The 26,085-nt window shown below is 66.4% G+C and carries 16 protein-coding genes and 1 pseudogene; 11 read left to right on the forward strand and 6 right to left on the reverse strand.

Annotation, left to right across the window (positions count from 1 at the left end):
* Window positions 1–2,997, forward strand: coding sequence for a bifunctional [glutamine synthetase] adenylyltransferase/[glutamine synthetase]-adenylyl-L-tyrosine phosphorylase (locus tag KDJ86_RS00215; RefSeq protein ID WP_291741303.1), 2,997 nt, complete (start codon window positions 1–3; stop codon window positions 2,995–2,997).
* A 38-nt stretch (window positions 2,998–3,035) separates the two neighbouring features.
* Window positions 3,036–3,581 carry a hypothetical protein gene (locus KDJ86_RS00220; RefSeq protein WP_291741305.1) on the forward strand — a complete coding sequence of 182 codons (546 nt, stop codon included), beginning with the start codon at window positions 3,036–3,038 and terminating at the stop codon, window positions 3,579–3,581.
* 3 nt (window positions 3,582–3,584) lie between these two features.
* On the opposite strand, the gene KDJ86_RS00225 is transcribed toward KDJ86_RS00220, so the two are convergent.
* Window positions 3,585–5,930, reverse strand: coding sequence for a PAS domain-containing sensor histidine kinase (locus KDJ86_RS00225; protein WP_291741307.1), 2,346 nt, complete (start codon window positions 5,928–5,930; stop codon window positions 3,585–3,587).
* 185 nt (window positions 5,931–6,115) lie between these two features.
* A complete protein-coding gene (gene pepN / locus KDJ86_RS00230; RefSeq protein ID WP_291741309.1) occupies window positions 6,116–8,746 on the reverse strand; it encodes an aminopeptidase N in 2,631 nt (876 codons plus the stop codon).
* 217 nt (window positions 8,747–8,963) lie between these two features.
* Here pepN and KDJ86_RS00235 point away from each other — a divergent pair, with 217 nt between their 5' ends.
* The 5 genes from KDJ86_RS00235 to KDJ86_RS00255 all read left to right on the forward strand — a co-directional run bounded on the left by KDJ86_RS00235 (window position 8,964) and on the right by KDJ86_RS00255 (window position 15,234).
* The gene (locus KDJ86_RS00235; RefSeq protein ID WP_291741311.1) at window positions 8,964–9,989 is read left to right on the forward strand and encodes a LacI family DNA-binding transcriptional regulator; all 1,026 of its coding nucleotides are present in this window, start codon (window positions 8,964–8,966) and stop codon (window positions 9,987–9,989) included.
* A 30-nt stretch (window positions 9,990–10,019) separates the two neighbouring features.
* The gene (gene xylB, locus KDJ86_RS00240) at window positions 10,020–11,471 is read left to right on the forward strand and encodes a xylulokinase (protein ID WP_291741313.1); all 1,452 of its coding nucleotides are present in this window, start codon (window positions 10,020–10,022) and stop codon (window positions 11,469–11,471) included.
* Window positions 11,468–12,778, forward strand: coding sequence for a xylose isomerase (xylA, locus tag KDJ86_RS00245; protein WP_291741315.1), 1,311 nt, complete (start codon window positions 11,468–11,470; stop codon window positions 12,776–12,778). Before xylB ends, xylA begins: the two co-directional genes overlap by 4 nt.
* Before the next feature lie 31 nt (window positions 12,779–12,809).
* The gene (locus tag KDJ86_RS00250) at window positions 12,810–13,862 is read left to right on the forward strand and encodes a sugar phosphate isomerase/epimerase family protein (RefSeq protein ID WP_291741317.1); all 1,053 of its coding nucleotides are present in this window, start codon (window positions 12,810–12,812) and stop codon (window positions 13,860–13,862) included.
* A gap of 202 nt (window positions 13,863–14,064) precedes the next feature.
* Window positions 14,065–15,234 (forward strand): Gfo/Idh/MocA family protein, encoded by a 1,170-nt coding sequence (locus KDJ86_RS00255; RefSeq protein ID WP_291741320.1) that lies wholly within the window; start codon window positions 14,065–14,067, stop codon window positions 15,232–15,234.
* On the opposite strand, the gene KDJ86_RS00260 is transcribed toward KDJ86_RS00255, so the two are convergent.
* Entirely contained in the window at window positions 15,231–15,707 is a 477-nt protein-coding gene (locus KDJ86_RS00260) for a GFA family protein (protein WP_291741322.1), read from the reverse strand. The two genes, KDJ86_RS00255 and KDJ86_RS00260, sit on opposite strands and share 4 nt — an antisense overlap.
* A 51-nt stretch (window positions 15,708–15,758) precedes the next feature.
* The gene (locus KDJ86_RS00265) at window positions 15,759–16,232 is read right to left on the reverse strand and encodes a hypothetical protein (protein ID WP_291741324.1); all 474 of its coding nucleotides are present in this window, start codon (window positions 16,230–16,232) and stop codon (window positions 15,759–15,761) included.
* A gap of 156 nt (window positions 16,233–16,388) precedes the next feature.
* On the opposite strand from KDJ86_RS00265, the gene KDJ86_RS00270 reads away from it, so the two are divergent.
* Window positions 16,389–19,082, forward strand: a complete 2,694-nt coding sequence (locus KDJ86_RS00270) for a hypothetical protein (RefSeq protein ID WP_291741326.1) — start codon at window positions 16,389–16,391, stop codon at window positions 19,080–19,082.
* Between the two features lie 105 nt (window positions 19,083–19,187).
* Window positions 19,188–20,903 carry an adenine deaminase gene (gene ade, locus KDJ86_RS00275; protein ID WP_521085240.1) on the forward strand — a complete coding sequence of 572 codons (1,716 nt, stop codon included), beginning with the start codon at window positions 19,188–19,190 and terminating at the stop codon, window positions 20,901–20,903.
* Window positions 20,904–21,077: 174 nt separating this feature from the next.
* Here the strand turns inward: ade and KDJ86_RS00280 are convergent.
* Window positions 21,078–22,220, reverse strand: a pseudogene (locus tag KDJ86_RS00280) (MFS transporter); the annotation flags it as partial.
* Between the two features lie 110 nt (window positions 22,221–22,330).
* On the opposite strand from KDJ86_RS00280, the gene KDJ86_RS00285 reads away from it, so the two are divergent.
* A complete protein-coding gene (locus KDJ86_RS00285; RefSeq protein WP_291741329.1) occupies window positions 22,331–22,735 on the forward strand; it encodes an SET domain-containing protein in 405 nt (134 codons plus the stop codon).
* Between the two features lie 112 nt (window positions 22,736–22,847).
* Here KDJ86_RS00285 and KDJ86_RS00290 read toward each other — a convergent pair whose 3' ends face one another.
* Window positions 22,848–23,261, reverse strand: coding sequence for an SET domain-containing protein (locus KDJ86_RS00290; protein ID WP_291741332.1), 414 nt, complete (start codon window positions 23,259–23,261; stop codon window positions 22,848–22,850).
* A gap of 592 nt (window positions 23,262–23,853) precedes the next feature.
* Between KDJ86_RS00290 and KDJ86_RS00295 the strand changes: the two genes are divergently transcribed.
* Window positions 23,854–26,046, forward strand: a complete 2,193-nt coding sequence (locus KDJ86_RS00295) for a putative bifunctional diguanylate cyclase/phosphodiesterase (RefSeq protein WP_291741335.1) — start codon at window positions 23,854–23,856, stop codon at window positions 26,044–26,046.
* The last annotated feature ends 39 nt before the right edge of the window (window positions 26,047–26,085 follow it).

The following is a 26,085-nucleotide window of genomic DNA, read 5'->3' on the forward strand; positions in this document are numbered from 1 at the left end:
ATGGCACCAGCCAAGAGCAAGAAGCGGGGCACCGGAAGCCTCGCCAAGACGATCGCACCGCGCCTGAGGCCGGCCAGGGCGGCGGCGCGACGGGCGCAGCTTGTCGAACTCGCCGAAGCCGCGGAGGAAGCTGGCATCGGGGGCAGGTTGAAGAACCTGTTCGACAAGCATGGGGGCCTGGCCGACTTCGTCGCGAGCGTGCTCGACTATTCGCCGTTCCTGCGTGGACTGATACTCGCGGAACCGGGGCGGCTGATCGCGCTCCTCCAGCAGGAGCCTTCCGCCGCGCTCGGCAGATGCCTCGCCGCGACAAGGGAGGCCTGGCGGCTCGACGACAAGGCGGAGCTGATGGCGCGGCTTCGCCAGTCCCGGCAGGAAGCCGCGCTGGCGATCGCGCTGGCCGATCTCGGCGGGGTGTGGACCGTCCCGGAGGTTCTCCATGCGCTGTCGGATTTCGCCGACGCGGCGGTCGCGGCGGCCGCGCGCTTCCTGCTTGCCGACCTGCATCGTGACGGAAGGATCACGCTGCCCGATCCGGATAGGCCGGACGTGGGCTCGGGCTGGATCATCCTCGGGATGGGCAAGTTCGGGGCGTGCGAGCTCAACTATTCGAGCGACATCGACCTCATCGTCCTGTTCGACATGGCCGTCGCAAGGGTGGACGATCCCGACGAGGTGGCCTCGGTCTATATCCGCCTGACCAAACAGCTCGTCCAGATCCTCAGCGAGCACACGGCCGACGGCTATGTCTTCCGCACCGACCTGAGGCTCCGGCCCGACCCGGGCGCCACGAATATCGCGATGTCGACCGAGGCGGCGCTCCAGTATTACGAGAGCTTCGGCCAGAACTGGGAGCGGGCAGCGCTGATCAAGGCGCGGCCGGTCGGCGGCGACCTGGCGGCGGGCGAGGAATTCCTCCGCGAGCTCACGCCCTATATCTGGCGAAAGTATCTCGACTATGCGGCAATCGCCGACATCCATTCGATCAAGCGCCAGATCCACGACTTCCGCGGCCACGAGGATATCGCTGTCGCCGGCCACAACATCAAGCTCGGCCGCGGCGGCATTCGCGAGATCGAGTTCTTCGTCCAGACCCAGCAACTGATCGCCGGCGGGCGCCATCCGGAGCTGCGCGGCCGGGCGACCCTCGAGATGCTGTCGATTCTCGCCGGGGGTGGCTGGATCGACGGGCCGACGCGGGACGACCTGTCGCGAAGCTATTGCGAATTGCGGGCGATCGAGCATTGCCTGCAGATGATCGACGACGAGCAGACCCATACCCTGCCGCTCGACGACGAGGAGCTCGACATCGTCGCGCGGATGGCGGGCGCGAAGAGCCTGGCGGCCTTCAAGAAGGGGCTGCCGGTGACGCTTCGCCGGGTCCGCGACCGCTATGCCGGGCTGTTCGAGACCGCGCCTTCGCTGACCTCGAAGCTCGGCAGCCTGGTCTTCACCGGCGACGAGGACGACCCCGATACGCTGACCACGCTGGAAGGGCTTGGATACGGCAATCCCGAGCAGGCGAGCCGCACGATCCGCGCCTGGCATTATGGCCGCTATCCCGCGACCCGCTCGGCGACGGCGCGCGAGCGGCTGACCGAGTTCGTGCCGGCGCTGCTCGAGACGCTGGCGACCACCGACAATGCCGATGCCGCGCTCGCCGCCTTCGATCGCTTCCTGTCGCGACTGCCGGCTGGCGTGCAGCTCTTCGCGCTGCTCACCTCCAATCCCGGTCTCCTCGGCCTGCTTGCGACGATGATGGCGTCGGCGCCGCGCATGGCCGAGACGGTCGTGCAGCGCGCGCATGTGCTCGACTCGCTGATCGAGCCGGCCTTCTTTGGCCGTGTGCCGGAGCGCAAGGAGCTCGAGGGACGGCTCGCCGCGACGCTGGGTGAGGCCTCCGACTATGAGGACACGCTCGATCGCGCCCGCATCTTCGGACAGGAGCAGGCTTTCCTGATCAGCGTGCGGGTACTCGCCGGAACCCTCGATGCCGGCCGGGCCGGCCATGCCTTCGCCGATCTCGCCGACGTACTGGTGGCGGCATTGCTTGCCGCATCGCGCCGTGAATTCGAAACCCTCCATGGCAGGATGGCGAAGGGGCAGGTCGCGGTGATCGCGATGGGAAAGCTCGGCGGTCGCGAGATGACCGCCGCGTCCGATCTCGATCTCATCCTTCTCTACGACTTCGACGACAAGAAGCTCGAATCGACCGGCGAGAGGCCGCTCGCCGGGGCGCAGTATTTCATGCGCCTGACGCAGCGGCTGCTCGCCGCGCTTTCCGCGCCGACGGCGGAGGGCACGCTCTACGAGGTCGATTTCCGGCTGCGTCCGTCGGGAAAGTCGGGACCGCTCGCAACCCACATCGACGCCTTCATCGCCTATCAGGCCAAGGACGCCTGGACCTGGGAGCACATGGCCGTGACCCGTGCACGGGTCATCGCCGGCGACAAGCCCCTGATGAAGCGGGCGGAGGAGGAGATCGCAAAAGTGCTGGCCCGGAAGCGCCAGCAGAAGAAGACCCGGGCCGACATCCTCGAGATGCGGGGCATGATCGAGGAGGAGAAGGGCGGCGAGGGCGCGTGGGACCTCAAGCAGGCGCCGGGTGGCCTCGTCGACATCGAGTTCATCGCCCAGTATCTGCAACTGATCCATGGCGCCCGGCATCCCGACATCCTGTCGACCGAGACCGAGGCGTCGCTCGTGGCGTCGGCGAAGGCCAGGCTGCTGACGCGCGGGGATGCCGAGCTTCTGCTCGGCGCGCTGCGCCTCTACCAGGCGCTGATGCAGATCCTGCGGCTTTGCGTCGAGGAGCCCTTCGACCCCGAAAAGGTGCCGCGCGGGATGCTCGACCTGTTGGCCAATGCGACGGCGATGCCCGATTTCGGGCGGCTCGACCAGGATGTTCGGGAGACCCAGGTCGCGGTGCGGTCCTGCTTCGAGCGCCTGATCGGCGAGATGCCGCCGGCAGCCGAAAGGCGAGACGGGGAAGCCTGAACCCGAATATGATTGCCCGCCGCCCGGACGGCGGGCGAATGGATGACGGGTGGGAGGAATTCGTGATGCGCGGGTTATGCGGACTGGCGGGATTGGCGACCCTGGCGACCTTCGTGCCGCTGCCGGCGAATGCCGCCGACATCTGGCACGTCTTCTCCGCTGACGCGTCTTTCGCCTTCCTCGCGGTCGTCGACGAGGCGGAAGTCGACGAGGCCGAAGCCTATTATCCCTTCTCCATGGACTGCTCGACCGACCGCGACTGGACGATGCGGGTCGGCGGCCTCGACCACGTTGCCCTTGGCGAGGCGATCGCCGGCAACGAGCCGCCGGTCTTCACGCTTGTCTTCGACGGGACGGAGGACCGGTTCTTCAGCCAGTACTTTCCCGATCTCGATTTCGGCGAGATGTGGGGCGAGTGGGAATATGTCGCCCGCTGGTCTCCCGGCGTCCTCGACCTGATGCTTGCCGCGAAAGAAACCCGCGTGAAGGGGCCGGGCGTCGACGCGGTGCTGCCAGGTGGTGGCGCCGAGGCGATCGGCGCCTTCAAGGTCGCCTGCGAGACAATCGAGGCGACGAGCGAGTAGCTATCAGGCCGCCGCCGGACGCGGCTCGGCCGGTGGATTGATGGGAAGCCTGACCGAAACGATGGTGCCCCTGCCTTCGCGCGAGCGGATGCGGATCGCGCCGCCGTGAAGCTCGGCGAGCGACGTGGTGATGGCCAGGCCGAGCCCCGAGCCCTGGTGGCTCTTGGTGAACTGGTTGCTGACCTGCTCGAAGGGGCGGCCGAGCTTTGCCAGCGCGTCGGCGGGGATGCCGATGCCGGTATCCTCGACCGAGAAGGTGACGGCGGTCGCGGTGGTGCGGGCGCGAATGGCGATTTCGCCCTCCAGCGTGAATTTAACCGCATTGGACAGGAGGTTCAGCATGATCTGCTTGAGGGCTTTTCGATCGCCGCGCATCCTGAGATTCTCGCCGACGTCGGTCACCACCTTGATATTGCGCGCGTCCGCCTGGGCCTGGACGATACGGATCGATTCCTCGACGAGGTCGTCAAGGACGAGGTCCTCCAGGGAAAGGGTCATCCGACCGGCCTCGATCCGCGACATGTCGAGGATGTCGTCGATGACGCCGAGCAGGTAGGCGCCACTCTGGTTGATGTCCCGGCAGTATTCGCCGTATTTCGGGGAGCCGAGGTCGCCGAACATGCCGGATTGCATGACCTCCGAGAAGCCGATGATGGCGTTGAGCGGCGTGCGCAGCTCGTGGCTGATATTGGCGAGGAATTCCGACTTGGCGCGGTTGGCGTCCTCGGCGCGATTCTTCTCTTCCGCATATTTCTCGGCGAGCTCGACCATCTGCTGCGCCTGCATCTCGAGCTTCTGGCGCGACTGGCGGAGGTCGGCGATGGTCGCCATCAGCCGGCGTTCGCCGTCGATCAGCTTGGCCTCATGGCGCTTGAGCTGGGTGATGTCGGTGCCGACCGAGACGAAGCCGCCGTCCTTGGTGCGGCGCTCGTTGATCTGCAGCCAACGGCCGTCCTCGAGCTGGAGCTCGAAGCTTCGCGCGCCTTCCTCCGGCCGGCCATCGGCGACGACCTGGGCCCGGACCAGCGGCTTGCGGCCGGCGGCGATGACGTCGGCATAGGGCGTGCCGGGCGCCAGCGCCGAATCCGGCATGCCATGGAGCTGCTGGTATTTCGAATTACACATGACGAGGCGGTTGTCGGCGTCCCACAGGACGAAGGCTTCCGAGATCGTCTCGATGGCGTCACGGAGGCGGATGTCGGCCGTCTTCGACCGCTCGACCAGCCGCATCTGCTCGGTGACGTCGACGGCAATGCCGATCAGGTGCGGCCCGCCGCTGTCGCGATCGACCAGCTCGGCGCGGGCGCGGAGCCAGATCCAGCGGCCCTCGGCATGGCGCATCCGGAACATCTGGTCGACGGTCGCCTCGCCGGCTTCGTAGAGGGACTCGGCGAGCGCCATCAGGTCGCCGTCGTCGGGGTGGATCAGGCTGGCTACCTCGCCGAAGCCGATCAGCGTGTCGCGCGGCTCGAGGCCGATGATCTCGAACATCGACCGCGACCAGAACATCCGGCCGCTGGCAAGGTCCCAGTCCCACAGCCCGCAGCGACCTCGGGCCAGCGCCATCTCCGACCGCGCCTGGGTTTCGGAGTAGATCTGATCGGCCTCGGCGGCGCGGCTCGCCTGGGCGAAATAGCCGTAGAGGATGACCAGCAGGATGGCGCTCGTCCCCATGAAGATGGCGACGTTGAGCGAGACATCGGCGCGCCAGCTGTCATAGACGCTGACCAGCGGCGCGACGACCGCGACATCGCCGACTCCGCCTTCGAGATGGTGGACCGTGGCCAGCGCCGAGGTGCCGTCGGCCAGCGTGATCTCGAGCACCCCGGCGCGAATGCCGAAGATGGTCAACGGCTGGGCTTCACCGAGGATCCGGACGAGCGGCATGCCTTCGGTTTCGGTATCGCGGGGCGCGGTCGCGACGATCATCCCGTCCTGGTCGGTGACGTAGATGCGGCGGCCGCTATGGGTGGCGCTCGGCGGCAGGGTGGCGGAGAGCGTCGCCCGGATCGCGTCGGTGCCAACCGGCTCGCCTGCCGGATGGGCCTTGTCGAGCGCGCTGGAAAGCACCGAGGCGATAAGCCCCATCGTCTCGCGCGCGTCGAATTCGCGCTGCGCCTTGTGCTGATAGAGCTCAACGAAACGCGCGGCCCCGACGATCATCAGGAAGATGACGATGAGGATCGGGATGAGCCGGCGCAGCAGCGGCTCGGCGGAGAGCAGTTTCTCGTATGCCGGATGGGCGAGGAGCCTTGCATGCCCGGAAATGGCAGCCCGCTTGGGGAGCCTGATCCCGGCCAAAGTCGATCGCTTCGCGACAGACGGCTCGACTGCCTCTGCCCGCGCCATGCGAGGCCCCCTCGATTTGTGTCTACTTGGCTTCGGAGTACGCCACGCCCCGAATCACTTCATTTGAATCGAGGCGAATCGCCATGTCCAGAGCATTTAATTAAAAATTTACGAGTTGGAGACCGTCGGCATTTTGGTCGGGTCGAAGGGCCGGTTCGTCGCGGCGACGCGGCGGTGGGAGCGGCTCAGGCGAGTGTGCGGGTGACGATGTCGCGGGTATCCGAGGAGAGATCGTCGCTCGCGGCAATGCGCTGCAGGGCCTTTTCCGCGCGCGCGCGCCGACCCGCCTCGAGTGCCTTCCACGAGCGGAAGGTGACCAGCAGGCGCGCGGCTGTCTGCGGGTTGCGCCCGTCGAGGGCGAGAATGAAGTCGGCGACGAAATCGAAGCCGGCGCCATCGGCCCGGTTGAACTGGGTCTGGTTGCCGCCGGCGAAGCCTCCGACCAGGGCGCGGATGCGGTTCGGATTGGTCATCGAGAAGGCGGCATGGCCGGTCAGCTCCCTGACCCGGCCGAGGGTCGCCTCGGCCGGCACGATCGCCTCCATGGTCAGCCATTTGTCGAGCACCAGCGGATCGTTGCGATAGCGCGCGTAGAAGGCGTCGAGCGCCGCGAGCCGCTCGTCGAAGGCGTTGGCGGCGAGGATCGAAAGGGCGGCGAGCCGATCGGTCATGTTGTCGGCGGCCTCATAGCGGGTGACCACCCGGTCGATGGCATCCCGCGAGCCGTCGCCGACCGACAGCCCGAGGGCGGCATTGGCCAGCGCGCGGCGGCCGGCGGACGCCGCATCCGGGCTGTAGTCGCCGGCGCCGGACATGCCGTCGGCGACGCCAGCGAGGCGATCGCCGATCCGCTCGGCGATCATCGCGACAAGGCGCTTGCGGGCGGTGGCGATCGCGTCCGGGTCGATATCGGCGCCGATCTCGCGGGCGATGTCGGCCTCGCCGGGCAGCTGGAGGATCTGGGCGCGGAAGGCCGGCTCCAGGTCGTCATTCTCGGCGACCTCGGCAAGCGCTTCGGCAAAGGCCCCGTCGAGCTCGCTGGCCTGGCCGCTCCGCACGGCCGCGGTCTCGGCGGAAAGCATCGCGATGGCGATCTGCTGCGATGCGCGCCAGCGATTGAAGTCGTCCGCGTCGGTCCGCATCAGGAACAGGAGGTCGTCCGGGGAGAGGCCGGTCGCCAGCTTGACCGGTGCCGAGAAGCCGCGCAGCAGGGACGGCACCGGCGGCGACGACACGCCCGCGAAGACGAGCGTCTGCTCGGCCGCGGTCAGATGGATCACGTCGGCCTCGACGGCGCCGCCCGAGACCGAGGCGAAGGCGAGGTCGCCGCCATTCGGCCCGACCAGCCCGAAGCGGACCGGGATATGCATCGGCTGCTTGACGGGCTGTCCAGGCGTCGGCGGACAGGACTGCTTCAGCGAGAGCGTGTAGGTGCGATCGCCGGCATCGTAGCGGCCTTCGGCCGTGACCTCCGGCGTCCCGGCCTGCGCGTACCAGAGCTTGAATTGCGCCAGGTCCGTGCCCGTGGCGTCGGCGAAGCAGGCGAGGAAATCCTCAATGGTGACAGCCTGTCCGTCATGGCGGTCGAAATAGAGGTCCATGCCGGCGCGGAAGCCCTCGTCGCCGAGCAGGGCCTTCAGCATGCGGATCACCTCGGCGCCCTTGTCGTATACCGTCGCCGTGTAGAAGTTATTGATCTCGCTGTAGACTTCGGGCCGGACCGGATGGGCGAGGGGGCCGGCATCCTCGGGGAACTGGCGCGCCAGCAGGGTGCGGACGTCGGCGATCCGCTTGACCCCGCGCGAGCGCTCGTCGGAGGAAAATTCCTGGTCGCGGAAGACGGTGAGGCCTTCCTTCAGGCAGAGCTGGAACCAGTCGCGGCAGGTGATGCGGTCGCCGGTCCAGTTGTGGAAATACTCGTGGGCGATGACCGTCTCGATGCCGGCATAGTCGGTATCGGTGGCGGTGTCGGCATCGGCCAGCACGTATTTGTCGTTGAAGACGTTGAGGCCCTTGTTCTCCATCGCCCCCATGTTGAAGTCCGAGACGGCGACGATCATGAAGATGTCGAGATCATATTCGCGGCCATAGGCGGTCTCGTCCCAGCGCATCGACCGCTTGAGCGCATCCATCGCATAGGCGCAGCGCTCTTCCTTGCCGTGCTCGCAATAGATGTGGAGGGTCACCTCCCGGCCGGACATGGTGGTGAAGCTATCGGCGACCAGCGCGAGGTCGCCGGCAACCGCGGCGAAAAGGTATGACGGCTTGGGGAAAGGGTCGTGCCAGACGGCGAAATGGTGGTCGCTGTCGGGGATATCGCCGGTATCGACGCGGTTGCCGTTGGAGAGCAGGACCGGTACGCTCTTCGGCGCTTCGAGACGGGTCGTGTAGACGGCGAGCACGTCCGGCCGGTCGAGGAAATAGGTGATGCGGCGGAAGCCTTCCGCCTCGCACTGGGTGCAGTAGTTGCCGTTCGAGAGATAGAGCCCCATCAGCGCCGTGTTGGTTGAGGGGCTGATCTCGGTGACGGTTTCCAGCACGAAGGGATCGGAGGGCGGCGCCTTGATGGTCAACCGGTCCGGCGATGCTTCATAGGCGCCGTCGGCAAGCGGGCTGCCATTGATCGCAACGGAGACCAGCGACAACTCGTCGCCATCAAGGACCAGTGGCGCACCCGGTTCGAGAGGACGCATCTCCAGCCGCGCCGAAACCCGGGTCTGGGTTGGGTCGAGCGCAAGGTCGAGGGTGACGGTGTCGATCGCGAAGGCGGGGGGCTGATACTCGCTGAGGCGGACAGGCGTTGTCTCGGTCTTCATCGGGAGAAATCTACCGTTTCGGGGGGAAGGCGGGCGATCGGCCGGCCGGGGATCGGGCTCTTCTAGAAGTTTTGGCCGCAGGATGCCACGCCTTGCTGCGAAATGTCCGGATCGAGGCGAGCCGGGGGCAGATATGACGTACGCCCCTCGCGAGCCGACCGCATGGAATTGCTTTCCTTTCTGGCGCGCGATATCAGAATATGAGGGAGGCAAGTCATTGTCGCGCACGACACTTCAGGACGTGGCGAAGACCGCCGGCGTCAGCCTGGCCACGGTCGACCGCGTGCTCAATCGTCGACCTGGCGTGCATGCCGACACGGCCGAGCGGGTGCAGCGGGCGATCGAGCGGCTGAACTATCGGCCGGACCGCCTTGCGGCGCGCCTTGCCCGGGGACGCGACCATCGTTTCGAATTCATCCTGCCGACCGGCACCAACGCCTTCATGCAGTTGTTGGAGGAACGCCTGCGCGCGACCGCCGAATATGTCGCCGGCGAGCGGGTGCGGATCAGCGTCTCCCATGCCGACGTCTTCGACGGTGACGCGCTGGCCGCCTCGCTGGAGAAGCTGAAGGGCCACGCCGACGGTGTCGCGGTGGTGGCGCTCGACCACCCGGCGGTCTGCGAGGCGATCGACGATTTGACGGAATCCGGCGTGACGGTGGTGACACTGGTCTCCGACGCGCCACGCTCGAGGCGCGCGCACTACGTCGGCATCGACAATTCGGCGGCGGGACGGACGGCGGGCACCTTGCTCGGCCGCTTCCTCGGCGGCCGGCAGGGCAAGGTCGGGCTGATCGCCGGATCGATGGCGCTGCGCGACCATGTCGAGCGGCAATTCGGCTTCGAGCAGGTGATCACCCGCGACTTCCCGGCGCTTACCCTGCTGCCGATCCGGGAGGGGCGCGACAAGGATGATCGCGTCGAGGAACTCGCCACCGGCCTGCTGAGGGAACATGACGACCTGGTCGGCATCTACAATGTCGGGGCCGGCAACGGGGGGATCGTCGCGGCGCTCGAGGCGAGCGGGCGCGCCCGCGACGTGATCTTCGTCGCGCATGAGCTGACCGCCTTTTCGCGGCGTCACCTGATCCGCGGCACGATCGACGCGATCATCAACCAGGACCCCGGACACGAAGGACGCAGCGCCACCCGCCTGCTGGTCGCGGAGCGGGAGGGTATGCCGATCGACGCGGGCCAGGAGCGGATACGGATCGACATTTTCATGCGCGACAACGTTCCTTGAGGGCGCTGGCGAAGGGGAGGAGACCAAGGCATGTATCTGGGTATCGACATCGGAACGTCTTCTCTGAAGGCGGTGCTGATGGACGAGGGACAGCGCATCATCGGCAGCCGCTCGGTGTCGCTCGAGGTTTCGCGTCCACATTCCGGCTGGTCCGAGCAGGATCCCGACAGCTGGTGGCAGGCCTGCGAGGCCGTGCTCGACGGGCTGGCGAGCGACCACCGCGCCGAGATGACGGCGGTCAAGGGGATCGGCCTTTCCGGCCAGATGCACGGCGCGACGCTTCTCGACGAGGCCGACCAGGTGCTGCGCCCCTGCATCCTGTGGAATGACGGCCGCTCGGCCGAGGAAGCCGCCGAGATCAGCGAGGTCAGCGAGCGGATCACCGGCAACATCGCGATGCCGGGCTTCACCGCGCCGAAGCTGATGTGGGTGAAGCGGCACGAGCCCGACATCTTCGCCAGGGTCCGCACCGTGCTTCTGCCGAAGGATTATGTCCGCCTCAAGCTGACCGGCGACAAGGCGAGCGACATGTCGGATTCCGCCGGCACGCTCTGGCTCGACACGGCCGAGCGGGCGTGGTCGGACGAGATGCTTTCAGTGACCGGCATGGACCGGTCGCAGATGCCGGAGCTGTTCGAAGGCAGCGAGGCCACGGGCAAGCTCAAGGCCGACCTCGCCAGCCGCTGGGGGATGTCCGCCGACGTGGTCGTTGCCGGTGGCGGCGGCGACAATGCCGCCTCGGGCTGCGGCGTCGGGGCCGTGGCGCCCGGCACCGGCTTCGTCTCGATCGGCACCTCGGGCGTCATCTTCGTCACCGCCGACCGCTATCGCAGCAACCCCGCCGGCGCCGTGCATGCCTTCTGCCACGCGGTTCCCCGCACCTGGCACCAGATGGGCGTGTCGCTGTCCTCGGCCGCCTGCCTCGACTGGCTGGCCGGCATCCTCCAGGCGTCGCCGGGAGACCTCGTCGATGCGCTGGGAGACCGGCCGAGCGGGCCGTCGTCGATCCGCTTCCTGCCGTATCTCTCCGGCGAGCGGACTCCGCATAACGACGTTGCCATCCGCGGCGCCTTCGTCGGCCTCGACCAGGCGGACGACCGCAAGGCGATGACCCAGGCGGTCCTGGAGGGCGTCGGCTTTGCCTTCAAGGATTGTCTCGACGTCCTGACCATGCCGCTGGCACCGCCGAAGCGGCTGCTGGCCGTCGGCGGCGGCAGCCGCTCGCGCTATTGGCTGGCGACCATCGCGACGATCCTCGGCCTGCCGATCGCGGTTCCCGAGGACGGCGACTTCGGCGCTGCCTTCGGGGCGGCCCGGCTTGGCCTGCTTGCCGCCGAGGATGCCGACCCGTTCGAAATCTGCGCGCCGCCGGCGATCCGCGAGACGATCGAGCCGATCGCCGGGCTGGCCGAGGCCTACGGCGCCGCGCATGCCACCTACTGTGACCTTTACCCCGCCATCAAGGAGGCGATGTCCCGATGAATGCTCCCTATTTCACGCAGAAACAGCCGATCAAATACAAGAAGGGCAAGTCCAAGGGACTGACCTACCGCTATTACGATCCCGACCGCATGGTGCTGGGCAAGCGGATGGAGGACCAGCTCCGCTTCGCGGTCTGCTATTGGCATTCCTTCTGCTGGACGGGAACCGATCCGTTCGGCGGCGACACCTTCATGCGTCCGTGGCAGGCCGCCGATACGATGGAGAATGCGCGGATGAAGGCGGATGCCGCCTTCGAGATGTTCGAGCTTCTCGGCGTACCCTTCTTCAGCTTCCACGATCGCGACATCGCGCCGGAGGGAGCGACGCTCGCCGAATCCAACAAGAATGTCCGCGCGATAGGCGAGGTCTTCGCCAGGAAGATGGAGAAAGCCAAGGTGCGGCTCCTGTGGGGCACCGCCAACCTCTTCTCCAACCGGCGCTTCATGGCGGGCGCGGCGACCAATCCCGATCCGGAGGTCTTCGCCTATGCCGCCGCGCAGGTGAAGAATGTGCTGGAACTCACCCACGAGCTCGGAGGCGAGAACTACGTATTGTGGGGCGGCCGCGAGGGCTATGAGACGCTGCTCAACACCGACATCAAGCGGGAGCTCGACCAGCTCGGCCGCTTCCTGACGATGGTCGTCGAGCACAAGAACAAGATCGGCTTCAAGGGCACGATCCTGATCGAGCCGAAGCCGAAGGAGCCGACCAAGCACCAATACGACTACGACGTGGCGAGCATCTTCGGCATGCTGAAGGCCTTCAACCTCGAGGACCAGGTCAAGATCAACATCGAGCAGAACCACGCGATCCTCGCCGGCCACACCTTCGAGCACGAGCTGGCGCTTGCCGCGGGCCTCGGCATCCTCGGGTCGATCGACATCAACCGCGGCGACTACCTGCTCGGCTGGGACACCGACCAGTTCGCGATGAACATCCCGGAGATGGCGCTCGCCTGCTACACCATCTTCAAGGCCGGCGGGCTGGGCACCGGCGGCTTCAACTTCGACGCCAAGGTGCGCCGCCAGTCGATCGAACCGGACGACTTGCTCATCGCCCATGCCGCCTCGATGGATGCCTGCGCCCGCGGATTGCTGATCGCCGAGAAGATGATCGACGACGGCGCGCTCGCCGACTTCGTCGCCGAGCGCTATTCCGGCTGGGATACGCGCGAGGGCAAGGCGATCCTCGCCGGCAAGCGGTCACTGGACGACCTGTCCGCGTCTGTGCTGAAGAAGGGCGTCGAGCCGCAGCCCAAGAGCGGCAAGCAGGAATATCTCGAGCGCCTGCTCAACGATTACCTCTAGGCGCGACGCGGGACCAGAAAGGGAAGAAACGATGAAGACGATGAAGGGACCGGCGATCTTCCTCGCCCAGTTCGCGGGCGACGACGCGCCGTTCAACTCGCTGGACGGGATGGCCGCCTGGGCGGCCGGACACGGCTACAAGGGCATCCAGATTCCGAGCTGGGACGGACGCCTCTTCGACCTCAAGAAGGCCGCGTCGAGCAAGGCTTATTGCGCCGATGTCAAGGGTATCGTCGAGGAGCACGGGCTGGAGATCACCGAACTCTCCACCCACCTGCAGGGGCAGCTGGTCGCGGTCAATCCGCTCTATGACGACGCCTTCGACGCCTTCGCCGCGCCGGAAGTCCGGGGCAATCCCAAGGAGCGGACCAAGTGGGCGATCAACCAGATGAAGCTTGGGGCGAAGGCCTGCCGCAACCTCGGCCTCGACACCCAGGTCTCCTTCACCGGCGCCTTTTGCTGGCCTTTCATCTATCCCTGGCCGCAGCGTCCGCCGGGACTGATCGAGGAGGGCTTCGACGAATTGGCCAAGCGGTGGCGGCCGATCTTCGATGCCTGCGACGCGCAGGGCGTCGACATCGGCTTCGAGCTGCATCCGGGAGAGGACGTCTTCGACGGCGAGACCTTCGAGATGCTGCTCGACCGGGTCGACAACCATCCCCGCTGCGGGATCAACTACGACCCGTCGCATTTCGCGCTGCAGTGCCTCGACTATCTCGAATTCATCGACATCTACCACGAGCGGATCGTGGCCTTCCACGTCAAGGATGCCGAGTTCAACCCGACCGGCAAACAGGGCGTCTATGGCGGCTTCCAGTCATGGGTGAACCGCGCCGGCCGCTTCCGCTCGCTCGGCGACGGGCAGGTGGATTTCGCCGGCATCTTTTCCAAGCTCGCCCAGTACGACTATGACAGCTGGGCGGTGCTGGAATGGGAATGCGCGCTGAAGCACCCGGAAGAGGGTGCGCGGGAGGGCGCCGAGTTCATCAAGGCGCATATCATCAAGGTGACGGAGCGGGCCTTCGACGATTTCGCCGACGCGGGCACCGACCGCAAGGCCAACAGGAAGATGCTGGGGATCTGACCATCCTGGGCGCGGGTCGTCGCTCGAGTGGCGTCGATCTGCGTCCTTCGAGGCCCGGCCGCCTTGCGGCCGTGCACCTCAGGATGGCGGGAATGGAGTAAGGCTCAACGGCCGCCCGGGTTCGGCGGGAACAATCCCGTCGCCACCCCGAGGTGCGAGCGCAGCGAGCCTCGAAGGACGCACAGACAGGGAGACGAGAGAAATGGTTGAGGGACGCAGCGACAAGGTCGAGGGCGGCCGCATAAGGCTCGGAATGGTCGGCGGCGGGCAGGGGGCCTTCATCGGCGCCGTGCACCGTCTCGCCGCGCGGATGGACGATCACTACGACCTGGTCGCCGGGGCACTCTCCTCGAACAAGGCCAGGGCGCTCGCCTCGGCGAAGGAGCTCGGGCTCGATCCCGACCGTTCCTACGGCTCCTACGAGGAGATGGCGAAGGCGGAAGCCAAGCGCCCGGACGGCATCGAGGCGGTCGCGATCGTGACGCCGAACCACATGCACGGGCCTGTCGCCAAGGCCTTCCTCAAGGCCGGCATCAACGTCATCTGCGACAAGCCGATGACGACGACGGTCAAGGAGGCGAAGGAGCTCGTCCAGCTCGTCAAGAAGTCGGGCCTCGTCTTCGTTCTGACCCACAACTACACCGGCTATCCCATGGTCCGGCAGGCCCGCGCCATGGTCGCCGCGGGCAAGCTCGGCGACATCCGCGTCGTCCAGGCCGAGTATGCGCAGGACTGGCTGACCGAGAAGGCCGAGGCCACCGCCAACAAGCAGGCCAAGTGGCGGACCGACCCCAGGCAGTCCGGGGCCGGCGGCTCGATCGGCGACATCGGCACCCACGCCTATAACCTCGCCAGCTTCGTCACCGGGCTGAAGCTCGACTCGCTGTGCGCGGACCTCACCGCCTTCGTCAAGGGACGCAAGCTCGACGACAACGACAACATCCTCCTGCGCTGGAAGGGCGGCGCCAAGGGGATGCTGTGGGCGAGCCAGGTCGCGGTCGGTCATGAGAATGGCGCCATGCTGCGCGTCTACGGCTCGAAGGGTGGTCTCGTCTGGAAACAGGAGCACCCCAACCACCTGTGGTTCTCCGCCTTCGGCAAGCCGCCGCAGCTGATCACCCGCGCCGGCGCCGGTTCCGGGCCGGAGGCGGGCCGCGTCAGCCGCGTCCCGGCCGGGCATCCCGAGGGCTATCTCGAGGGCTTCGCCAACATCTACACCGAGGCGGCCCGGGCGATCCGCGCCCATCGCGACGGCAAGAAGCTCGACCCGGCTGTCGTCTATCCGACAGTCGAGGACGGCCTTGCCGGCATGCAGTTCATCGAGGCAGCCGTTGCGTCGAGCAAGAAGGGCGCCGTCTGGGTGAAGGTCTAGCGACCGGCGCCAATGGCAGCGGCCCGCCGTTCGAGGCTTTCGGCGGGCCACAGCTCCCGCGTGCTGTAATAGGCCTCGAAGGCGGGGACGTCGTCGGGAAGCGCGACCCACGGCAGTTTCGAGCGCGTGTAGATATGCACGTCCGGCGTCACGGCCGCCGGGTCGTCGAGCGTCCCGATGCGCACGAAACGGAGGCCCGGGCGCCGGCCATAGTCGCTCCATACCGCCGTGCCGCAGGCGACGCAGCGATAGACGTCGTGCGGCCGGCCGCTGTCGGTCGGCATGGCGTCGGCCTTCGTCTCGCCCGAGAGCATCTCGATCCGGTTCGTCTCGATCAGCGCATTGAGGACGAAGGCGGTGCCGGTCTGGCGCTGGCAGTCGCGGCAATGGCAGCAATGGACGAACATCGGGTCGGACGAGAGGCGGTAGCGCAGCGCGCCGCAGGCGCATCCGCCGTCATGGGGCGCAGGCATCGGGCCCTCCGGTCAGGACTATGGGCGACACTAGCACATCCGCCGCCGCCTTCACTCCTGGGAGAGGTTGTCGGGGTTGATGTCGTAGGCAGGCCCGACGGTGAGCGGCTTCTTCGGCAGCACCGTCTGATCGATATCCGACTTGATCTGGTAGTCGACGGTCTGGAGCGCCTCGCCATCGGAATCGAATACCCGGACGACCACGTGATACGGCTTGTCCGCCACCACGCCGGCGAGCGGCGGGGTGGTGAAGGAATAGCGCTTGCGATCCGGGGTCACCGCCTTGGCGATGACGATCGGCGGCCCACCGGCGGGGTTGTCGAAGGTCGCCTCGAGCTTGCCGCCGTCGGGCAGGGCGCGCTGGGGCTCGGCAATCACGCCCGCCGTCGCCTCGGCGATCCGGTAGTTGAAGATGAAGCCACCGCCGCCGACCTTCACATAGTCGCCGGATTCGCCGGAGCAGGCCGACAGCGCGGTCAGGGCCAGGGCACCGACGCAGGACACCCAGGCGCGTGAATAGGACATCTGATTGGCCTCCCGTGCTGGAATTGCTGCGAACCGCGAGATTAGGCCGAGTCCGGCGGCGGCGGAAGCGGCGTTCCGAGGTGTGAGCATCCTCACTGATGCAATGCGCGGAAACGGTGTAGCCTGCGGCCTGGGTCTGGGCACAGGAGGCGCAGGATGGCGTGGCTCGCTCGGGTTTCGGCTTTCGTCAGTCTGGTTCTGATCGCGGCTCCCGCCTTTGCGGAAACGGATGCCGAGAAGGAAGCGCGGATCCAGGCAGCGGTCGACCTCTGCGACCAGGAAGCGGCGGTGCCGCTCGACCCCGAGGCCACCGCGCCGCCGATACAGTTCAGCGAGCTCTTCGTGCCTTTTGATCAGGAGGTCTTCGAGAAGCGCGCCGCGACCTGCCGAGAGGCGATGGTCGGTGCCCCGGACAAGAAGCGGCTCCGGCTCCAGTACCTGCGGACGGCGATTCCGGCGCGGATCGATATTCCGCAGATGGTGCCGGACCTTCGCGCCCTTGCCGCGACCGGCAGCGCCGAGGCGCGGTTCCTGCTCTACATCCTCTATGGGGAACGCCAGGCGTCCGCGGAAAATGACATCACCCGCGCGGAAGCGATCCACGCCCTGACGGCCGCGGCCGAGGCGGGCCATCAGAATGCGCTCGAACAGGCGCTCCGCGAATACCGTTTCGGGCCCAACGTCCTCCGCGACCCGGCACGCGCGGCGCACTTCGCGGAGGGTCTGATGAACCTTCCGCGGCAGGGACCACACTTCGCCGGCAAAGGCGAGGAGGCCGCCCGCGAGCGTGGCCGATGGACGCTGGGCTGGGTTCTGGTGATGGACGGCGGTTTCGACGACGAGCGGCGTGCCGCGGGCTTCGCCATCGTCAAGGAGATTTACGACAGCGGCGACCAGTCGATGCTCGTTCCCTATCTCACCGCACTCCGTTATGGGCGCGGCACGGTGCAGGACGCGGCGCAGGCCCGCGCTCTGGCCGAGCAGGCTGTCGCGGAGGGCAGGGTCGCGGCAGTCTCGGTGCTCGCCGGCATGCTCGCCGAGGGCGAGGGCGGTCCGGCCGACGGCAAGCGCGCCCTCGCGCTGCTCACCAGCGAGATCGGCCAGAAGGATTTCGGAGCCAAGGAGGTTCTCGCCGGCCTCTATCTCGACAACCGCTATACCGGCCGCCGACCCCGCGAGGCGGCGCGCCTGCTCGCGGCGGGCTATATCGAGTCGCTGGTCCGGGCGGCGGCGCTGTTCACCGACTACGACGTTATGATCGACGGCGCGACACGCTACGAGACCAGACTGGCGATGGCGGCGGAGGTCGGCGAACCCGGCGCGGCGATGGCCCTGGTCCGGCTGAAATTCTCCAACCATCCCGATTTCGGCAATGACGATTCCGGTGCGCGGGCGATCCTTGCCCGGCTCGCCGCGGCCGGCGATCGCGAGGCGGCCCTGATGCTGGTCGAGACGCAATTTGGCGACCTTGGAACGTCGAGCTTCAACCCGCGGCCCCGCGGCGACGCGATGCCGGACGAGGAGGCGCGCGCCGTCGTCGAGGCCGGTATCGCCGACGGCATGGCATCGGCCTATCGCGTCAAGGGAAGGCTTCAGCGCGTCGGCGTGGTGTTCCCGCAGGATGACGCCGCGGCGACCAAGGCGCTGCTCGATGCTGCGGAGCGTGGCGACGTCGCGGCGATGATCCTGGTCGGCGATGCCTACGGCGATGGCCTCGGGATCGCCGAGAACCACCGCGAGCGCCTGCGCTGGTGGCGGGAGGCCGCGGCGCGCGGCGCGCTAGCGGCGCGCGAGAAGCTCGCCAACGCCTTCGTCTTCGACAGCTTCGACAAGCTGATGACGCTCCGCGAGGGCGTGACCGAGCGGGTCGCGCTCTACAACAACAGCGGCGCCGGATTCGTGACGTCGTCGGGGCCGGTGCAGTTGATGGGCATGTTCAGCGGCGGCCGCGCCATGGACGCCGGAACCTCTCCCATGGCGAGCGCGGTGATGGACGCCTTCCGCGTCGCGCCGGCCGGGCTCGCCGAGGAGAAGCTGGTGCCGCTGATCCGAGTGATCCCCGACGCGATCCGGATCGAGATCGAGCGGCAGCTCAAGGCGGCCGAATTCTTTTCCGGGACGCCGGACGGCAATTTCGGTCCGGACGTTCGCCAGGCCCTCGCCGACTGGGTGGACGCCATGGGGCCGCTTCCCGATGTCGACCCGTCCGATGCGGGCGGCACCACCGCGCCTGTCGCCGCTGGCCCGCTTCCGATGGAGCTTGTCGACCGGGTCCGTGACCGGGTGTTCACGGCGGCGATGAAAAAGAAGATGACCGACGCCGAACGGACGGCGGTGATCGCCCAGATCAACGCGCTTGCCGCCTACGGCGACCTGCCGGCCCGCTGGGTGCTGGTGCGCAACTATCACCAATCGGGCGCCATCCGACAGGGGGTCTCGCCGGCGGAGGTGACCCGTTACGGGCTCGATATCCTCGTTACGCGCCCGGAGGGCGTCGAGAAGCCGGACTTCGAGTTCATCTTCGATGTCACCGCGATGATGGACGAGGGCACTATCGACCAGTTCGGCGCGGCGCTGGTCAACGCGGTCCGCGACGACGAAAGGTTGCGCGATCCGCTGACGCTGGGCGCGATCATGCAGCAGATGATCTTCGCACCCGGCGCCTGCGATTCCGTGCTCAAGGCGATTGAAACATTGAAGATCGCCGATGGCGGCGACGACGGTTGCGGCGAGGGTGCCCGCTCGGCGATCATCGCATTCGCCAAATCCTCAGGCGCGGCGAATGTCGACTCAGCCGCCCGGCAAGCCGCGGCGCAGACGCTTGCCGAACTCGATGCCGGGGCAAACTGACACCAGCGAGGGCCGGGTCCGTTGAGACGGCCGGCGGAGCGTGCAACGCTTCGTTGATCACTCCCGGGTGATGGTTCGCCGGTCGCCCGGCCTCAAGGACTGGATATGGTGATGACGCAGCATGCATTCCTCGAACAGGCCATCGCCCAGGGCCGTGGCACGGAGCCCGCCGACCTGGTGATCAAGGAGGTCGGGTTGCTCGACATCCTGTCCGGTGGCGTGACGACCACGGACATCGCGATCTGCGGCGATCGCATCGTCGGGACTTATGAGGATTACAGCGGCAAACGGGAGATCGACGGCAAGGGGCTCTTCGCGGTTCCCGGTTTCATCGACACGCATCTCCATATCGAGTCGTCCCTCGTCACCCCGGCCGAGTTCGACCGCTGCGTCCTGCCCCATGGCGTCACCACGGCGATCTGCGACCCGCACGAGATCGCCAACGTGCTCGGCGTCGAGGGCATCCGCTACTTCCTCGCCTCGGCCGAGGCGACGGTCATGGACCTGCGCGTCCAGCTTTCCTCCTGCGTGCCTTCCTCGGCCTTCGAGACCTCTGGCGCACGGCTGCTTGCCGCGGACCTCCTGCCATTCCGCGACCATCCCAAGGTGATCGGCCTCGCCGAATTCATGAATTTTCCCGGCGTGCTGGCCGCCGATCCGGAGGTGCTCGACAAGCTGGCGCCGTTCCAGGACGGGCATATCGACGGCCACGCGCCGCTGCTGCGCGGCGCCGACCTCAACGGCTATCTCACGGCCCGGATCGCCACCGACCACGAAACGACGACCGCCGACGAGGCCCGCGAGAAACTCAGGAAGGGAATGACCATCCTCATTCGCGAGGGATCGGTGTCGAAGGATCTCCATGCGCTTGCCGAGGTGCTCGACGAGAACACGTCGAGCTTCATGTGCCTGTGCACCGACGATCGCAACCCGCTCGACATCGCCGAGCAGGGCCATCTCGACTACATGATCCGCACCCTGATCGCGCTCGGCCGTCCGTTGCACCACGTCTATCGCGCGGCAAGCTGGTCGGCCGCCCGCGCCTTCGGTCTTCGCGACCGTGGCATGATCGCACCCGGCCGGCGCGCCGATATCGTGCTCGTCGAGGACCTCGCCGCCTGTTCGGTGAACACGGTGATTTCGGCCGGGCGTCTCGTCGAGCCCGGCATCTTCGATGACCGGCCGGTGATCGCGCCGGTCGGTCTCGACAGCATGAAGGCCGAGCCGGTTTCCGCGGCCGACTTCGAAGTCGCGGGTGGCCCGGCCGACCTCCCGGTGATCGGCGTCGAGGCGGGGCTGATCATCACCCAGCACCGGACCATGGCGGTTCCTTCCAAGGGCAATGTCCGCCTGGCGGACGCCGCCAACGATATCGCCAAGGTCGCGGTGGTGGCGCGCCACGGCCTCAATCGCAACATCGGCCGCGGCTTCGTCACCGGCTTCGGCCTGAAACGGGGCGCGATCGCGTCGTCGGTCGCCCACGATGCCCACAATATCTGCGTCATCGGCGTCGACGACGAGGACATGGCCGTCGCGGTCAACCGATTGATCGACCTGAAGGGCGGCTTTGTCGTCGCTTCAGGCGGCGAAGTGCTTGCCGATCTTGCCCTTCCGCTTGCCGGTCTGATGAGCCTCGGGTCGTTCGAGGCCGTCCGCAGCGGGCTCTCGCCGCTCCGCAGCGCGGCGCGTCGCCTCGGATGCACGCTCGAGGAACCATTCCTCCAGGTCGCGTTCCTTGCCCTGCCGGTCATCCCGCACCTCAAGATCACCGACTTCGGCCTCTTCGATGTCGACCGCTTCGCCATCGTCGGCGGCAGCTGAGGCGGGGCGGTTGTCCTGGGCGAGACCGGTCACAGGCCGGTCGAGCCGCACCCGGATTTCTTCGCCGCGATAGGCGAAATAGGCGAGCAGCAACAGGCTGGCCGCAATCGCGACCGGCAGGGCATTCGGACCGTAAAGGTCGATGAGGTAGCCGATCGGGGTCGCGCCGACGACAGCCCCGGCGGAATAGGCCATCGCAAAGCCGGTCGAGACCACCGCGAGGCTGTGGCCCTTGAAGTCCTGGCCGATCAGGATCAGTCCGAGCGTATAGATGGCGCCGAGCGTGCCACCCGCGACGAAGAGCAGGACCACGAGAGCGGGTATGACGGTCGCGACGAAGGGGAGGGCGATGGCGATCGCCAGCGTCGGGATCGCGCAAAGCTTCAGGAGTTCCCAGCGTCCGTAGCGGTCGGCGAGGAAGCCGACGACAAGCACCAGCATCGCCTCGCCCAGACCGAAGACGGCGACCAGCGTCGAGGCCGCCTCGTCGTCCAGGCCCCGTGAGACGCCGAACAAGGGGAGGAGGCTGTAGATCGCGGTCGAGGCGACTCCGACGAGGAAAGACGCGATGATCAGCGACCTCGCCAGGGAAAACGCGGCGCGGAAGCCGAGGCGGCCGGCGACGGCCGACAGGTCTCCGGGGCCGGTCGAGGGGCCTTCGCGTATGGCAAGGGCGACGATCGCCGCCGCGGCGAGGGGCGCCATCGCCGCAACCAGCGGCAGGTAACCGACAACGCCGGTTGCGTTGATCATCAGCGGGCCGACAAACTGGGCGCCCGTATAGAGCACCATTGCCAAAGACATGACGCGGCCGCGCTGATGATCGCTGGCCAGGCCGTTGAGCCAGATTTCGGTCGTCGCCCACAGCGCCGCGAAGCAGGCGCCCATGACGAAACGCGAGGCGAACCAGATCGCCACGTCGTCGAAGACAAGGATGACGGCGAAGCAGAGCACCGGCACCGCATACATGGCCGCCGCGAAGCGCGGCAGCCCGAGGACGGCGATCAGCCGGGGGAGGAAGGGACCGACCATGAGAATGCCCGCCCCGGCAAATGAGGCATTGAGCCCGATCAGCCAGTTGGACAGGCCGTGGTCTTCGAGGGCCAGCGAAAAATAGGGATAGCTGAACGCGGAGATGACCGATTCCACCACGATCAGGACCAGAATGCCCGCGATCGCCCAGGTCAGCCGGAAGTCGGACCGCTCCCGTTCGAACGGGATATTGTCCTGCCTGACGGAGACGAGCCGCCCCGGCGCAGACATTGCACCGCCCGTAGCCGGCGGCGCGACGGGCTTTTTCTGCTCCGCGAAACTCATGCGACGAAGCCCCCCGCCGGGTCGATGAAGCGCACTCCGACTGTTGGATCGGAGGCCGACTTGGCTATAACAGGCCGCAATCGACGACGGGCTGGAGAATTGCCGAGATGATGCTTGTCCCCAACTATCTCGACAGGAGTCCGATTCACGGCATCGGAATCTTCGCCCGGGATTCCATTCCGGAGGGAACCCGGGTGTGGGAATTCACGCCCGGCTTCGATCAGGTTTTCTCCGACGTGGAGCTGGCGACCCTCAAACCGCTCGAGCGGGAGGCCATCCTCTTCTATTGCTACGTCGAGCAGGGGCTCAACAGCCTCGTCCTGTGCTGTGACAATGCCCGTCACTTCAACTATGCCGACGACCCGAATTGCGGGCCCCGCGATCATTCCGTCCAGGGGTTTCTGTCGGCCTTCGCCCTTCGGGATATCGCCGCCGGAGAGGAGCTCACATACTCCACCGCCGAAGACGCGGACGCCGGCAGGAAGCTGGGAAACACGGAGGGTACCGCCGCGTAACGCCGGTGACCGTCCAAGGCCCCGATGAGTGTCAGCCACCATCCCTGCAATCCGTCGTCTGGTGGTTGCCGGCAGCGCATGTCCCGCAGCCTCGGGCGGCGGGCTGCCTTGTTCAGATCATGCAGCGCCCTTCGGGGCACCAGCACTTGATGCCCTCCGGCACCAGGTTGAAGGAGCGATAGTCGACCGTGATCTCTTCGCCCGCCTCGATGTCCCGATTGGCATAGACGTAGAGCTTGTCCTCTACGCGGGCAGTCGGCCGGCAGCTGTGGTTGAGGAAGTCGACGCCATCCGGCTCCCACTGCGGCAACAGGCAGAGAAGTTTCGAGCCCTCGCGCTTCAGGTGAACCGACTGCCGCCACCAGAAGACATCGAGCTCATCCCTGCTGTCGAGATCGACCATCACGGCCTTGCCGTCGAAGAACCCGATCAACTCGTCTTTCCTGATCCTCGCCTTGGCGAAGACGCCCTTGTGCTCGGCACTGAAGTCACGAACCTCGACGAGCTGGTTATTCGTATAACTCATGACTCACTTCACCTCATGCCACTAGACGCCGAATAACCCGCTTCCGGACAATCAGGGACGTCCGGCCAAAAGCGCATCCGGTACCAGGCCGCCCGGCAACGAAGTGACGGAATCTCGTGGTGAGACACGCAAACGGCGCCGCACCGCCGCCTCCTCGCACTGGTTAACAATACCTTACCGCATTACTGGGAAATCTAAGCGCGCCGGTTAATGAATTGTCAACCATTCGAGGCCCGCGCGAAGCGTCGCCAGCCTCTGGAATCCTCAGCAAATTGTCTTCTAAAACATTGGATTAACCATAATGGACGATTGCCCGGCCGGTGTCGGCCCCGCCCAGGCGCCGAGGCAGCTTGAAATCGGTTTTCGCACGCGAACTAAACTTATGGGTGCATTACCGCGGGGCGGCTACGATGAATCGATCGAGACGCAGGATTTAAACCAAACGACAATTTGCGATTGCTCGGAACAATCCACCTGCCGACAGCATTCGTAGCGCGAGTGCATAAATTCGCGCCGGTTTTCTCTTAAACATATGGAAATTGTTTCGTGTGACGGTGAGGGCCTTAGCTAAGGGCTGCAGGGCATCCGAGAAATGAACAAGGGAATCACCAGCCGTATCACGCTCAACCTGATTGCGGGTATCGTGATCACGGTGGTTACCGTCGTCGTCGCCATATTCTGGATGGCGGCGCGCCAGAACGACCAGGCCGCCAAGTCGACCGAGACGATGGTGGTCGGCGGCGTGGAAGCCATGGTCCGACGGGTCAACGGCCTCGCGAATGATTACGCCTGGTGGCAGGACTTCTACGACGCGTATGTGACGCGCGACGACGAATGGATGCGCACCAACATTGAGTCCAGCGTCGCGGAAACCGAGATCGCCGATATCATGGCGGTCGTCTCCCCCGCCGGCGATATCGACTATGCATATGTGCTGGGCGACGAGCTCACGGCCGACAAAATCCTTCCGCCCACGGTGATCCAGGGCATCGACAAGCTGGCCGAGGGTATGCCGATCGAGAATTTCGCGGCGCGAAGCGCGTTTCTGGACGTCGACGGCACGATCATGCTGATCGCGGTCTCCCGCGTCACCCCGGTCTACGAGGAAGACAAGCAGGACCCGGCAAAGCTGCCGTTCTTCGTCGTCGGCATCACGCTGAACGAAGATGCGCTGCTCGACCTTGGCCGGTCGTTCCTTATCGATGACCTGCATATCGAGTTGGCGGGCGATCCGAACCAGGCCGCGTTTCCCGATGCGCCGCCGATCGTCGATATCTTCGGCAACACGATCGGCCATTTCGTCTGGACGCCGCCGACGCCGGGCTATGCGGTCCTCCGCAACGTCCTCCTGCCGATCACCATCGCGCTGGCGCTGTTCTGCGTGGTCGCCTTCACGACCGCATTCAGGGCGCGCCGGATAGCGATCGCGTTGAGCGACAGCGAGAAGGAAGCCGTCATCGCCGCGCGGACCGACAGCATGACCGCGTTGATGAACCGTACCGGCTTCACGGAACTGCTCGAATCCTCCGCCTACGAGCAGGCATGCGCCAACGGCAAGCTGGCGATCATCTACATGGATATCAATGGCTTCAAGGCGGTCAACGACTCGATCGGCCATCATGGCGGCGACGAGCTGGTCAAGGCGCTTGCAAGGCGCGTAACCGGTGCCCTCCCGGACGATGCCACATTCGCGCGGATCGGCGGCGACGAATTCGCGGTCGCCATAACCGGTGACTCGGTGCGCGAGACGACCGCCAGCGCCGCCGCCGACGTCGTCGGATGCCTCGATCAGCCCTTTACCGTGCACGGCTTCGAGTTCCACGTCTCGGTCGCCGTCGGCTACGCGGTCGCCGGCGGCACGGGGCTGACGTCGAGCGAGATTGTCCGTCGCGCCGACATTGCGATGTACCACGCGAAGAACGGCGCCGAACGGGAAGCGGTCCTCTACAACTCCACCATGGAGACCGGGGCGCTCGAGAAGAAGCAGATCGAGACGTCGCTTCGCAGGGCGATCGATCTCGGCGATCTCCAGGTCTTCTACCAGCCGGTGGTGCGCGCCAGCGACCTGGCGGTCGTCGGCATGGAAGCCCTGCTGCGCTGGACGTCGAAGGAACTCGGCACCGTCTCGCCGGCAACCTTCATCCCGGTCGCCGAAGAGACCGGTCTGATCCACGATATCGGGCGCTTCGTGGTCGACCGCGTCTGCAAGGACGCGTCGAACTGGCCGGGGATGAAGATGGCCATCAACCTGTCGCCGGTCCAGTTGCGTGATCCGGACTTCGCGACGGGGCTGCTGGAGGCGGTTCGAAGCCATGGCCTGGAGCCGAGCCGCTTCGAGCTCGAACTCACCGAAGGCATCCTGGTCAACAACCCGACCATCGCCAAGCGAAAGCTCGCCAAGCTCAAGGAAATGGGCTTCACGCTCTCGCTCGACGACTTCGGAACCGGTTTCTCGTCGATCGGCTACCTGCGGCAGTTCCCCTTCGACATCCTCAAGGTGGACCGGTCTTTCGTGCGCGACATCGGCCTGAACGCGACCGCCAATGCGCTTATCCAGTCCCTGGTGTCGCTCGGCGACGCGATGAACCTGTCGGTGATCGCGGAAGGGATCGAGAACGAGGATCAGCTGAAGCTCCTGCGTCTCGTCCAGTGCGAATATGTCCAGGGTTATCTGATCAGCCGGCCGATTCCCGGGGAGCAGATCACCGACCTGCTGGAGAAGGCCGGCGAGCAGAGGCGCCTCGTTCTCGGCGCCAGGGACGATCGCGAGGCGGTCGCGAGATAAGGGGCGGGCCGGTCGCCTGGCCCCGGTATCCCGGGGCAC

Origin of the sequence: Bauldia sp. (assembly GCF_020442045.1) — a bacterium.
GTDB lineage: Bacteria > Pseudomonadota > Alphaproteobacteria > Rhizobiales > Kaistiaceae > Bauldia.